We start from the raw sequence: 12,059 nt of genomic DNA, 5'->3' as shown, positions 1-12,059 counted from the left end.
GGTTCCATGAAAGGTAAAGTCAAGTGGTACAACCGCGTGAAAGGCTACGGGTTCATCGTCCCGGAGGACGGCAGCGCGGAAGTGTTCGTGCATCATTCGGCCATCCAAGCCAAGGGGAAAGACAAAGTCCTGGTGGACGGTCAAGCCGTTGAGTTCGAAGTCACCCAAGGGTCCAAGGGCCCGGCCGCGGCGAACGTGAAGCCCGAGGCCAAGCCCGCGCCGGCCGCCTGACCGCCGCCCGGCGATCCGCCGGGAACCGACCCATGCCGCGCCTTTCGTCGCGCTGGAGAGCCTTCGCGGGGATCGAAGGCCTTCCTCTCATTATTGTTTCCTCCAACGCCCTGGTCTTCCTGTTCGATCTGGTCCAGCCGGGGCTGACCGCTTTTTTGCGGTTGTCGTCCCCCGCGTTGGCCGCGGGGGAGTACTGGCGCCTGGTCACGTTTCTTTTCGTGCCGCCCCCGATGAACCCGTTGTTCATGGCGTTTTGGCTCTATTTGGTTTTTCTTTACGCCAACGCCCTGGAACGGGCCTGGGGCACCTTCCGGTTCACCGTTTATTACCTGGTCGGTTCCCTGGCCACCGCGGCGGTGGGGTTTTATCCCTCCCCGGAACCCGTGCCCAACGCCTATTTGAACGCGAGCCTATTTCTCGCTTTTACGGCGCTTTTCCCCGACATGGAATTGCTGTTGTTTTTTGTTTTGCCCGTGAAGGTCAAATACCTGGGATACTTGACCTGGGTTTGGCTGGCGTGGGATTTTGGGACGATGGGGCCGACGACCCGGCTGGCGATCGCCGCGGCGGTGCTCAGCTATTTGGTTTTGTTGGGGCCGGCGCTCCGGGAGCGGGCGCTTCTCCGCTGGCAGGTTTTCCGGAACCGGCGTCGGTGGAAAAATTGAGGGCCGCCCCCAGGTCCGGGGCGGCCACTACCCGGGGAAACCGTTCCCAAGCGGCAAATTTTCGTTTTCGCTCCGCAAACGTGTCGGAGGCGCGGCGCAATCCCTGACGCCGGTTCGCCGCGCGCCGATCGGCGCCTTCCCGTCGTTCTTTTCCGCCGCCCATTTTCTGGAGACGACGGCGCCGCGACCGTCGATCGGTTTGCCGTCGGTCTTCCGAACGGCGATCCTGTGACGCGGCGGGGCTGCCCATTGGCGGAATTTTAACATGCCCGTTACAATAAAAACTACGCACTTTTGCGAGGAAATTTTTTTTTCAATTCTGTTACGTCGGTCCAGCGGCGGGCCGGTTTGACACTCCCCGGAGCCTTTGCTAACATTCGCCCGACGTCGTGGGTCTCTCCGTCTCATCCGATCACCATCGTGGGTTCAAACGTGGCGCGCTCGCCCGTGGAGGTTTGTTGAAAACACCGCCGCCGGGATCCGAACCGCCCCCAAAAACGGTGGCCGGCCTGTTTCACGGCTTTCAATTCGCCCTCACGATTTTGCTGGGCTTGGCCCTGGGCCATTGGTTGGATCTCCGACGGGGGTGGACGCCCTTCGGTACCCTGGGCGGTTTTTTCGGCGGCGCCGTCGTGGGTTTTTATCAGTTGGCCCGGGCGTTCCGTTAAGCCGTGGGCCAGGCCCTTTGGAGCGCCGCGGCGGTGGCGGCCGTCAACGTCGGGTTGACTTGGGCGGCGGGACGTCTGGGGCGCCGCTTCCCCGGCCGTGAAGTTTTGGTCCAACTTTCGTGTTTTTCCTTGCGGTTTGTCATTCTCTTCGGGACCGCCCAATTTCTGTGGACGGCGAACCGGCGGCCCGGCGACGTGGTGGTCTTCATTCTGGCCGCCGCGGTGCTTCAAACCATTGGACAAGCGTGGGTCACTCTTAAAAAACAATAATGGATTTTTCCTCCCTCATCGTTCATCACTTGGCCGACGCGCCCTTGGCGCGGTGGGGCGCCTTCGTCTACACCAAACACATGTTCATGATGATCTTCGCCGCCGCCCTGTCGATTGGGATCTTCGTGCCGGCGGCCCGAGGCCGGGGCGCCGTCGCGCGGGGGCTGCGGTCCATGGCCGAAGCCCTGGTCGAGTTTCTTTGGAAGGACATCGTCGAGCCGGCCATGGGGCCCAGCGGCTGGCGGTTCATGCCCTACTTCCTCACGCTCTTCGTTTTCATTCTGCTGATGAATCTGCTGGGTCTCGTGCCTTTCGGCGCCTCCGCCACGGGCAATATTTCCGTGACGGCGTCCCTGAGCCTCCTCACGTTCTTTTTGATCCACTTCTCCGGCATTCGGGAACACGGGTTCTTCCACCATTTCGGCAACTTGATTCCCCACGGCGTGCCCTGGGTTCTGGCCCCGGCCGTCTTCGTGCTCGAATTCGTCGGTTACCTCACCAAAACCCTCGCCCTCTGCATCCGGTTGTTCGCCAACATGACGGCCGGCCACTTGGTGATCCTCTTGTTCCTGGGGCTCATCCTGCTCTTCGGGCAGGGCAGCGTCGCGGCGGGTCTGGCGGTCTCGCCGGTCTTGGTCGGCCTCACGCTGGGGCTTTACCTGCTGGAATTGATCGTCGCGCTGGTGCAGGCCTACGTCTTTACGATGTTGACGGCGATTTTTGTCGGCGGGGCGTTGCACCCCGAACACTGATTTACTTTTTAAACCATCAAAGGAGCGGAAATCATGTCTGAGCAATTCTTCTTGGGTCTGGGTTACATCTCGGCCGGTTTGGGCGCGGGGTTGGTGGTCTTGGGCGCGGCGGGCGCCATCGCAAAAGTGGTCAGCGCCGCCGTCGAAGGCACCGCCCGTCAACCGGAAGCGGCCAACGCGATCAAGGGCAACATGCAGCTCTTCATCTTCTTGATCGAAGGCTTGGGCATCGTCGGGTTGGGCGTGGCCTACGTCATCGCCTTGAACCTCGGTTTGAAGGCCATCCCGCTGCCGGGCGCCGCCGCGGAACCCGCCGCGCACCACGACACGGTGAAATAAGCGCCGCCCCAGGACAACGTCCGTGGAGCAACTCTTCACGCCCCACACGGGGCTGATGGTCTGGACGGCCCTGACCTTCCTGTTGTTGGTCGGGGTCCTGGCCCGGTTCGCCTGGAAGCCTATTTTGGAGGCTCTCCGGGCCCGGGAAGAATCCATCAAAAACAACATCCAGGCGGCCGAACGGTCCAAGGCCGAAGCGGAAAAATTGCGCCAGGACTACGAGGCGCAGATCGCGCGGATGGACGCGAAGGCCCGGGACATCCTGGCCGAGGCGGAAGCCGCCGGCCGCCGCGCCAAAGACGAAATCCTTCGCGCCGCCCAGACGGAGAACGAGCGCCTGCTCGACGCCGCCCGGAAGAAAATGGCCGACGAGGAGCGCCGGCTCCTGCGCGAGATCCGCACGGAAGTGGCCGAAATGTCCCTCCGCGCGGCGGAAAAAATTCTCCGCCAGGGGTTGGACAAGTCCGCCCAGGACCGGTTGCTCAAGGAAGCCCTGGGCGACATGGAAGGGTCCGCGGGGAAATAATGCTCAAGGCCGCCGACCGCGCCGTCATCGACCGTTACGCCCGGGCCCTCTTCGAGGCCGCCCAAAGCGGAAAAGCCGTCGACGCGGTGCGCGTCGATCTGGCCCGGTGGCTCGAGGTCGCGGCGGCGGTGCCCGAATGGGCCGCGGCCCTGCAGCACCCCCGGGTGGCGCCCGCCGTCAAAGGCGAGCTGTTGGCCCGGGCCTTGGGAAAACCGACGGCCCTCACGGGGCGGTTGTTGGACCTCCTGATGGAAAAAAAACGGTTGGACGCCCTGGCGGACATCGCCCGCCGCTTCAACGCCTTGGCGGACGAAGCCCGGGGCGTGGTCGCGGTGTCGGTCGGCACGGCCCAGCCGCTCACCGCCGAGCAAACCGCGGCGCTTAAGAAATCGCTGTCCAAGATTTTCGGCGAGGTGGCGCTCCACCCCCGCACGGACCCCGCGCTCCTGGGCGGTTTGGTCGTCCAGGTGGGCGACCGTCTCTGGGACGGCAGCGTGGCCGCGCAATTGGCCCGATTGAAAGACGCGTGGCTCAGTTCGGCCACGAATTAAAGGAAAACCCATGGCAATCCAACCCGAAGAAATCACCCGCGTTTTGAAAGAACGCCTCGAAGGCTTCCAGCTCACGGCGGAAATGAAAGAGGTCGGCACCGTCCTCCAGGTGGGCGACGGCATCGCCCGCGTCTGGGGCCTGGCCAACGCCCTGGCCGGCGAGATGTTGAAGTTCCCCCACGGCGTGGTCGGCATCGTTTTAAACCTGGAACGGGAAAGCGTCGGCGCGGTGCTGCTGGGCGAATCGGAAAAAATCAAAGAAGGCGACACGGTGGAGCGCACGGGGCGCATCATGGAAGTGCCCGTGGGCGAGGCCCTGATCGGTCGCGTGGTCAACGCCCTCGGCCAGCCCATCGACGGCAAGGGTCCGCTCAACACGAAAAAAGCCCGGCCCATCGAAGTCGTGGCCCCCGGCGTCGTGGAGCGGCAGCCCGTGCGGGAGCCGCTTCAGACCGGCATCAAGGCCATCGACGCCATGATCCCCATCGGCCGGGGCCAGCGGGAGCTCATCATCGGCGACCGGCAGACCGGCAAAACCGCCATCGCCATCGACACCATCGTAAACCAAAAGAACGATCCCAACCGCCCCGTCTGCATTTACGTGGCCATTGGGCAAAAGCAATCCACCGTGGCCCAGGTGGTGCAAAAACTCACGGATTTGGGCGCCATGGACTATTCCATCGTCGTGAGCGCCTCGGCGTCGGAAGCGGCGCCCCTGCAGTTCATCGCCCCCTACGCCGGATGCGCCATCGGCGAGGAGTTCATGTGGAACGGCCGCGCCGTGCTCTGCGTCTACGACGATCTGTCCAAGCACGCCGTCGCCTACCGGCAATTGTCCCTTCTCCTGCGCCGTCCGCCGGGACGCGAGGCGTTCCCCGGCGACGTCTTCTATCTGCACTCCCGGCTGTTGGAGCGGGCCTGCAAATTGTCGGACAAAAACGGCGGCGGGTCCCTCACGGCCCTGCCCGTCATCGAAACCCAGGCCGGCGACGTCTCGGCCTACATTCCGACGAACGTGATTTCCATCACCGACGGACAGATTTACCTGGAGTCGAACCTGTTCTTCTCCGGCGTGCGACCCGCGGTCAACGTGGGTCTATCCGTCAGTCGCGTGGGCGGAAGCGCCCAGATGAAGGCCATGAAGCAGGTGGCCGGCAAGCTCCGTTTGGACTTGGCCCAATACAACGAGCTGGCGGCTTTCGCCCAGTTCGGCTCGGACCTCGACAAGGCGTCCCAGGCCCAACTGGCCCGGGGGCAGCGCATCGTCGAAATCCTGAAACAGGACCAATACCAGCCCCAGTCGGTGCCGCGCCAGGTGGCCCTCATTTTCGCCGCCACCAACGGGTTCCTGGACGATCTGCCCGTGGAAACCCTGCGCCGTTTCGAGGCCGATCTTTTGAATTGGCTGGAAAAAGACCGGGCCGACCTGTTGAAGACCCTGGCCGACAAGAAAACCCTGGACGACGACCTCAAGGCCAAGCTGTCCGCCGCCGTCGGGGAATTTAAGGCGCGGTTCAAGGTTTAACGATTTCCCATGGCGTCCCTCCGGGAGCTCCGGCGCAAGGTCAAAAGCGTCAAGTCGACGCAGCAGATCACCAAGGCCATGAAGATGGTGGCCGCGGCCCGTCTGCGCCGGGGGCAGGCCCGCATCCTGGGAGCCCGTCCCTTCGCCAACAAGATGGCGGGGATGCTGGCCGACGTCCTGTGGCAGGTGGCCGACGTGAATCAGGACGGCGTGCTCACGGCCGACGAATTGACGCACCCGCTCTTAAAGGGCGCCCCCGCCGGACCCCGGGGGGTTTTGTTGATCTCGGCGGACCGGGGGCTTTGCGGCGCCTTCAACACGAATTTGATCAAGAAAACCTTGGAGTTTTTGCGAAACAACGACGGGCGGGAGGTGCGCCTTTTTTGCGTGGGCCGAAAGGGCCGGGATTATTTCCGCCGGGTCGGCGTGGCCCTGGGGGGAGAGTACGTCGGGGTGTTCAGCCAATTGGGTTACGCCACGGCGGAAGTCATCGGCCAGGACCTCATTAAGTTTTTCACGGAGGGGGGCGCGGCGGACGTGACTCTCCTCTACACGGAATTCAAATCCGCCATTCAGCAAAACGTGGTCGTATCGCCGCTTCTCCCCCTGGCACCGCCGGCGCGGCCCATGGCGACCCGCTGGGAGGCGCCTTTCATCTATGAGCCGGAGCGGTCGCGCCTTCTGGAGTCCCTCTTTCCCCGGGTGCTTAAAGCTCAGATTTTCCGGGCCCTCCTGGAATCCTACGCGTCCGAAATGGGCGCCCGCATGACCGCCATGGAAAACGCGTCCAAAAACGCGAAAGAATTGATCGCCGGGCTGACGCTCACGGCCAACAAAATCCGCCAAGCGGCCATCACCAAGGAAATTTCAGAATTGGTGGGCGGCGCGGAAGCGTTGAACTAGGGGACGCCATGAACAAAAACGACCGCTGGATTTCAAAGAACTTCGGCAAACTGGTGGACCTGTACGGAGGCCGTTACGTGGCCGTGGCCGACGAGAGGGTGGTGGCGGTGGGCGCCCGCCCCGAGTCGGTGGAACGGAAAGCGGCGCGCCGGCCGGGTCTTCCGGCGTCGGTGGTGCGCGTTCCGTCGTTGGGCCGGGGACCGGCGCTTGATCCGCTTCGACTATTCCGTCTTTCGTGAGGGCAAGGCCCCCGTCATCCCGGTCGAGTTTTGGGGGCGGGGCCGGTGGCACAACCTGTGGGTCTACGTGGATTCGGGGGCCAGTTTCACCATCCTCCACACCTACGAGGCGAGCCGCCTCGGGGTGGATCTGCGGAAATGCCCCAAGTTTTACATCGTCGTGGCGGGGGACCGTCGCATTCCCGTCTTCACCCGCACGTTGAAGCTGCGGCTGGACCGGACCGTGGTCCCCGTGGAAGTGGGATTTTGCAGCGCGTTGGGCGGCGCCTTCAATTTGTTGGGCCGCAAGGGCGTGTTCGACCGATTTAAGGTATGTTTTGACGACCGGAACGAAACCGTGTCGTTCAACAAAGGGGGCCGACGAAGATGAAAAAATGGATTTTGATGGCAACGGTGTTGGCGGGAACCACCGCCCAGGCGGCGTGGTTCGGGCAAATCGGCCGGGCCAACGGGCGGGACGAACATTCGATCGAATTCATCTACGACACCGGCGACCGGGACATTCGGGTCAAAGGAACCAACGGCCCGGACGTGCAACTGGACGCCCACCGCTTCACGGTTCAATACGCCCGGGGGTTGGGCCAGGGATTTGAGCTTTTCGCCCGGGGCGTCCCCTTCACCGGCCGCATCAATTTGGAGAACTCCTCCTTCAATCCCGACCTGTGGGGACTGGGGGGCGGGCTTCACTGGTCGCCGCCGGAACCCATCGGCCCGGTGCGCCTGGGGTTTGTGGCCGGGGTCGACTTTTTCCAGGGCGCCAAATCCAGCCGGGACAACTTGAATTGGTTGGAGTTGTCCCTGGCGGGGGGCGCGACGGTTCCGCTGGTGGAGCACGTGGATCTTTTCGGCGGGGTGAGTTTCGTGCGCCCCGACCTGCGATTTGAACTTTCCAACGTGGTCACGAAGTTCGACACCGATCAACGTTTCGGCGGGTTCGGCGGGATCGGTTACTCCCCCAACGACGCTTGGACCTTGACGGCGTCGGTGGAGCTGGGCGCCGAGGCCGTCGTCGGCCTATCGGCCCGGTATCATTTTCAATAACAAGAGGAGCGCCTCATGAGTACGGGAAAAGTCGTACAAGTCATCGGTCCGGTGGTGGACATGGAGTTCCCCGCGGGCCAACTGCCGGCGATTCACAACGCCGTTAAAATCGACGTGGAAGCGGCCGGCGGGGAACCCCGCGTTTTGACCGCCGAAGTGGCCCAGCATTTGGGCGACAACACCGTGCGCGCCGTCACCCTGGGCCCCACCGACGGCCTCCGGCGCGGCATGGCGGCCGTGGACTCCGGCGCCCCCATTTTGGTGCCCGTGGGCCCGGCGTGCCTCGGACGCCTCATGGACGTGCTGGGGGAACCCAAGGACTACCGCGGCCCCATCGAGGCCAAGGAAAAATTCCCCATTCACCGCCCCACCCCGGCCTTCACGGACCAAGAAACCACCCCCCAAATCTTCGAAACGGGCATCAAGGTCATCGATCTTCTCGAGCCCTACATGAAGGGCGGCAAAGTGGGCCTCTTCGGCGGCGCCGGTGTGGGAAAAACCGTCGTCATCATGGAGCTCATCAACAACGTGGCCAAGCAGCACGGCGGCGTCTCCGTTTTCGGCGGCGTGGGCGAACGAACCCGCGAAGGGAACGATCTCTGGTTGGAAATGCAGCAGTCCAAGCTCTCCGGCGGGGAAAGCGTGTTGTCCAAAACCGTTCTGGTTTACGGTCAAATGAACGAACCCCCCGGGTCCCGACTCCGGGTGGCCTTGACCGCTTTGACCCAGGCCGAATATTTCCGCGACAAAGCGGGTCAGGACGTGCTGCTCTTCATCGACAACATTTTCCGTTTTACCCAGGCCGGGTCCGAAGTGTCTGCCCTCCTGGGTCGGATGCCCTCGGCCGTGGGTTACCAGCCCACCCTGTCGACGGAAATGGGGGAACTCCAGGAGCGCATCACCTCCACCAAGAAAGGGTCCGTCACCTCCGTCCAGGCCATCTACGTGCCCGCCGACGACTTGACCGACCCGGCGCCGGCCACGGCCTTCGCCCACTTGGACGCCACCACCGTTCTTTCCCGACAAATCGCGGAACTCGGCATCTACCCCGCCGTGGACCCGCTGGATTCCACCAGCCGCATTCTGGACCCCAAGATCGTCGGCCAGGAACACTACGACACGGCCCGGGCCGTGCAGCGCGTGTTGCAGCGCTACCGGGACTTGCAGGACATCATCGCGATTTTGGGCATCGACGAATTGTCGGAAGAGGACAAATTGTTGGTGGGCCGAGCCCGGAAGATCCAAAAATTCCTGTCCCAGCCCTTCCACGTGGCCGAGCAGTTCACCGGCATTCCCGGCCGCTACGTGACTCTCAAAGACACCATCCGAGGGTTCCGCGAATTGGTGGACGGCAAGTGGGACCACTTGCCGGAACAGGCGTTTTTTATGGTCGGCGGCATTGAAGAAGCGGCGGAAAAGGCCAAAGGCCTGACCCAGTAGCCCGGGCCTTCGAGGAGGATCCATGGAACGAACGATTGGTCAACGCTTAACCCCCGCGTCCTTTTTTCAGTGGGCGGGCCAGATGGCGCGGCACCCCTGGCAATTTTTCCGGGAGGTGTCGACGGACGGGGGCTACGCGACGCCGATTTACTACGCGATCTTCTGGCAATTGATGGCCGGTGCGATCGGATTCGCCGTGGGGTTCGTCCCCGGGGCGACTTCGCTTTCGGTGGGCGGACGATTGATGTGGCTGGTGTTCGGTCCGCCCCTGACGTTGGGGGTTGGTTTTTTCCTCTCGGCGATCTTTTTCGTGATTTGGCACTTGATGGGATCTCCCCACCCTTTCCGCACGGCGTTCCGGTGTTGGGCGTTGCTGACGCCCCTCAGCGCCTTGAGCGCCGTGTCGCGTCTGGTCCCCTTCCTGTTTCTCGCCGTCATGATCTACGGTTTTTTCCTGTTGATCGTGGCCACCGTGGAAGTGCACGGGGTGTCCCTCAAGAAAGCCCTCATCGTTTGGGTGGGGGTGTTGGTGATTTCTTTGGCGCTTCAAGTTGCGGCCATGGTTTTCCGCGCCGTTCGAACCCGCCTAATGAACGGCGGCGAAATGATGCCGGGCGCCTACCGCCAGGGCGACGCGCCGCGTTTGCCGGGCCAGGGCATGCTGCCCGCCGACCTGCAAAAACAGGTGGAAGCCGAGATGGCCAAACACCGGGCCGAAGTGGAAAAGCAGTTGAAAGAGAGCGTGCCGGCCAAGCGCTGAATTATGGTCTCCCGCATTTCCGTCAGCATCGTCACGCCCGAGCGGCCCACCTGGGAGGGGGAAGTGGACTCCCTGGTCCTGCCGGCCTTTGAGGGGCAGTTGGGCATACTGCCCGGCCACGCGCCCCTGCTGGCCGAGCTGACCCCGGGCACCGTGGTCATGCGGGACGGCGCGGAAACAAAGCTTTTGGCGGTGTCCGGCGGTTTCGTGGAGGTTCACGGCGGCCGGGTGTCCGTTTTTGCGGAGACCGCCGAAATGGCCGACGAAATTGACGCGGAACGGGCCCGACAGGCGGCCGAACGCGCCCGGGCCAAAATCAAGTCCACCCCGGCCGAGAAGTTAGACGCCCAAGCCGTCGCGGCTTTGGAGCGGGCCTTGGCCCGTCTCAGGGCTCAGGAATTGGCCGCGCGACGCGGATTTCAGCGCGGATCTCCTCCCAACACGCCCCCCGCCCAATAAATTGGTGATTCGAGCTCTTTTGGGCTCAATCTGTTACTTGTTTGTTACTTACTGTTAATCCCATCTCCGTCTCCTCCTTTGTATTCTAAATCCATGGAAAAGACCGACGTCGTCCAAAAGAAAATTCTCGTCATCGAGAACGACCTGGAGGAGGCCGCCCGGTTGGCGGGGGCTTGCCAAGGGGTGGGGTTTGACGTCCGGGTGGAAAGCGATCGAGGGCAGGCGGCCCTCCGGGCCTTCGAATGGCGACCGGATGTCATTGCATTGGATTTGGAAGCTCCGGGATTGGATGGGCGCGAGGTGATTCGCCAGCTTCAAAGCCGGCCCCAGACAAGCCGGATCCCCGTGTTGGTCCTGTCCGGCGGCGGCGTACCCATTGAGCTGTTGACGGGGGAGAAAGACCGTTTTATTCAAAAGCCCCGGGTTTTGGAGGGGGTCGTGGACAGCCTCCGCCGATTGACGTCCGAGCGCCCCCGCTAAATTTCCCCCACCTAAAAAGGCGACCCCCCGCGACGGGGGTCGCCTTTTTTTTTGGAAAAGGTTAAAAGAGCGTGTCGACTTCTTCCGGCGGCCGGGCCACCAGGGCGCGGGTTTCCGTTTCAACGATGGGACGCTGAATCAAAAACGGGTTTTCGGACAGAATTTTCAACCACGCCTCGGGTTTTAAGGCGGACGGGTCGATCCGCTGTTCCTGCCAATAGGGCTCCTTGAAGCGGGTGATGGCCGCGGGCGCGGCTCCCATCTTTTCCAGAAGCCTTTTCAGGGTCGCCACCGACGGCGCTTCCTTTAAATATTCAATCACTCGGGGTTTCACGCCTCGGGCTTCCAGGCGTTCTTTGACTTTCACGCAAGTCCCACAGCGGGGGTTGTAATAAAGAGACCATTCGCTCACGGAATCCTCCCGGTGTTGAGTTTGAGAAGGGCGTCGCGGCTGTGGGGGCACCGGGCGCCCGCTTCTTTCATTCGACGGGCCAAGGCCGAAACGTCCGAGGGGTCGTCGATGTCGTCCAACACGTCCAGCCGCTCGTGGGAAAGCCGCGCCGCGTCGAGCCGACGGATCGTTTCCGCCAAGACCCGGTCCGAGGACCAGGGCATTTCGGCGAAAAGGGCCGGGCAGGGCCGCCGGAGGCCCAAAAGGTAATACCCGCCGTCCCGGGCCGGTCCCAGAACGGCGTCGTGACGGTCCAGGGACCGGAAGGCTTCCGTCAATCGATCGACCGAAATCTCCGGGGCGTCCGTCCCCAGGGCCACGGCTTGTTGGTGGCCCTCCTCGAACACGCGTCGGAACGCGTGGTCCAGCCGATCGCCCAACGTCGTGCCTTCCTGCTCAAAAAAAGAACCCGCGAAGCCGGTCCACCGAAGGTCCGGAAAGCGGGCATGGGATTGGTAAGCCACCCGGGGGAAGTGGCCGTCGCTCAGTTCGGCCCAATCGCGGACGACGTCCAGCGTGTCCCGGGCCAGGGCACGGTAAAACCCGGCCGCCTCGTCGGGGGAGAGCACCGGGGTGAGTCGGGTTTTCACGAGGCCGGGGACGGGGGCTTTTAAAAAAACAACGAGAGCCCGCCGAAAGGGACTCACGGGCTCTCGCGTCCCGCCGGGTTTCGACGAGGGATCAAAAGAAAAAGGGGAGATGAAAGCACTCTTTCATCTCCCCTTTTAACTAGCAACCACAGCCGGGTCCGAACATGGC

Annotated in this window: 19 protein-coding genes; 17 read left to right on the top strand and 2 right to left on the bottom strand. The window is 62.9% G+C overall.

Features of this window, described 5'->3' with window-relative positions; genetic code table 11:
* Positions 1-6 precede the first annotated feature (6 nt).
* The 17 genes from IPP68_08135 to IPP68_08055 all read left to right on the top strand — a co-directional run bounded on the left by IPP68_08135 (position 7) and on the right by IPP68_08055 (position 10,849).
* A complete protein-coding gene (locus IPP68_08135; protein MBL0350328.1) occupies positions 7-231 on the top strand; it encodes a cold-shock protein in 225 nt (74 codons plus the stop codon).
* Positions 232-263: 32 nt separating this feature from the next.
* Positions 264-896: a hypothetical protein gene (locus IPP68_08130; GenBank protein ID MBL0350327.1), complete on the top strand. Its 633-nt coding sequence runs from the start codon at positions 264-266 to the stop codon at positions 894-896.
* 458 nt (positions 897-1,354) lie between these two features.
* A complete protein-coding gene (locus tag IPP68_08125; GenBank protein ID MBL0350326.1) occupies positions 1,355-1,564 on the top strand; it encodes an AtpZ/AtpI family protein in 210 nt (69 codons plus the stop codon).
* A 3-nt stretch (positions 1,565-1,567) separates the two neighbouring features.
* The gene (locus IPP68_08120; protein ID MBL0350325.1) at positions 1,568-1,834 is read left to right on the top strand and encodes a hypothetical protein; all 267 of its coding nucleotides are present in this window, start codon (positions 1,568-1,570) and stop codon (positions 1,832-1,834) included.
* Positions 1,834-2,586, top strand: coding sequence for a F0F1 ATP synthase subunit A (gene atpB, locus IPP68_08115; protein ID MBL0350324.1), 753 nt, complete (start codon positions 1,834-1,836; stop codon positions 2,584-2,586). The genes IPP68_08120 and atpB overlap by 1 nt, the downstream gene beginning before the upstream one ends.
* Before the next feature lie 33 nt (positions 2,587-2,619).
* A complete protein-coding gene (locus IPP68_08110) occupies positions 2,620-2,925 on the top strand; it encodes an ATP synthase F0 subunit C (GenBank protein ID MBL0350323.1) in 306 nt (101 codons plus the stop codon).
* A gap of 22 nt (positions 2,926-2,947) precedes the next feature.
* Complete coding sequence (atpF, locus tag IPP68_08105) at positions 2,948-3,451, top strand: F0F1 ATP synthase subunit B (GenBank protein MBL0350322.1); 504 nt, start codon at positions 2,948-2,950, stop codon at positions 3,449-3,451.
* A complete protein-coding gene (gene atpH / locus IPP68_08100) occupies positions 3,451-4,002 on the top strand; it encodes an ATP synthase F1 subunit delta (GenBank protein ID MBL0350321.1) in 552 nt (183 codons plus the stop codon). Before atpF ends, atpH begins: the two co-directional genes overlap by 1 nt.
* A 10-nt stretch (positions 4,003-4,012) precedes the next feature.
* Positions 4,013-5,527: a F0F1 ATP synthase subunit alpha gene (locus tag IPP68_08095; GenBank protein MBL0350320.1), complete on the top strand. Its 1,515-nt coding sequence runs from the start codon at positions 4,013-4,015 to the stop codon at positions 5,525-5,527.
* A gap of 9 nt (positions 5,528-5,536) precedes the next feature.
* On the top strand, positions 5,537-6,430 hold the full coding sequence (atpG, locus tag IPP68_08090) for an ATP synthase F1 subunit gamma (GenBank protein ID MBL0350319.1): 894 nt from the start codon (positions 5,537-5,539) through the stop codon (positions 6,428-6,430).
* 8 nt (positions 6,431-6,438) lie between these two features.
* Entirely contained in the window at positions 6,439-6,669 is a 231-nt protein-coding gene (locus IPP68_08085; GenBank protein ID MBL0350318.1) for a hypothetical protein, read from the top strand.
* Positions 6,638-7,039 carry a hypothetical protein gene (locus IPP68_08080; protein ID MBL0350317.1) on the top strand — a complete coding sequence of 134 codons (402 nt, stop codon included), beginning with the start codon at positions 6,638-6,640 and terminating at the stop codon, positions 7,037-7,039. The genes IPP68_08085 and IPP68_08080 overlap by 32 nt, the downstream gene beginning before the upstream one ends.
* On the top strand, positions 7,036-7,710 hold the full coding sequence (locus IPP68_08075; protein ID MBL0350316.1) for a hypothetical protein: 675 nt from the start codon (positions 7,036-7,038) through the stop codon (positions 7,708-7,710). Before IPP68_08080 ends, IPP68_08075 begins: the two co-directional genes overlap by 4 nt.
* Before the next feature lie 15 nt (positions 7,711-7,725).
* A complete protein-coding gene (gene atpD, locus IPP68_08070) occupies positions 7,726-9,150 on the top strand; it encodes a F0F1 ATP synthase subunit beta (protein MBL0350315.1) in 1,425 nt (474 codons plus the stop codon).
* Between the two features lie 22 nt (positions 9,151-9,172).
* A complete protein-coding gene (locus tag IPP68_08065; GenBank protein MBL0350314.1) occupies positions 9,173-9,910 on the top strand; it encodes a hypothetical protein in 738 nt (245 codons plus the stop codon).
* A 3-nt stretch (positions 9,911-9,913) separates the two neighbouring features.
* On the top strand, positions 9,914-10,369 hold the full coding sequence (locus IPP68_08060) for a F0F1 ATP synthase subunit epsilon (GenBank protein MBL0350313.1): 456 nt from the start codon (positions 9,914-9,916) through the stop codon (positions 10,367-10,369).
* Between the two features lie 93 nt (positions 10,370-10,462).
* Entirely contained in the window at positions 10,463-10,849 is a 387-nt protein-coding gene (locus IPP68_08055; GenBank protein MBL0350312.1) for a response regulator transcription factor, read from the top strand.
* Positions 10,850-10,910: 61 nt separating this feature from the next.
* Here IPP68_08055 and IPP68_08050 read toward each other — a convergent pair whose 3' ends face one another.
* Both IPP68_08050 and IPP68_08045 read right to left on the bottom strand, forming a co-directional pair.
* On the bottom strand, positions 10,911-11,261 hold the full coding sequence (locus IPP68_08050) for an arsenate reductase (glutaredoxin) (GenBank protein MBL0350311.1): 351 nt from the start codon (positions 11,259-11,261) through the stop codon (positions 10,911-10,913).
* Positions 11,258-11,947 carry a TIGR04282 family arsenosugar biosynthesis glycosyltransferase gene (locus IPP68_08045; GenBank protein MBL0350310.1) on the bottom strand — a complete coding sequence of 230 codons (690 nt, stop codon included), beginning with the start codon at positions 11,945-11,947 and terminating at the stop codon, positions 11,258-11,260. The genes IPP68_08050 and IPP68_08045 overlap by 4 nt, the downstream gene beginning before the upstream one ends.
* Positions 11,948-12,059: the final 112 nt, after the last annotated feature.

The sequence above is a fragment of the Elusimicrobiota bacterium genome, assembly GCA_016722575.1.
In the GTDB taxonomy this organism is placed as follows: Bacteria; Elusimicrobiota; Elusimicrobia; order FEN-1173; family FEN-1173; genus JADKIY01.
The sequence above is the reverse complement of the archived record's forward strand: the minus strand, read 5'-3'. Positions and strand labels throughout refer to the sequence as shown.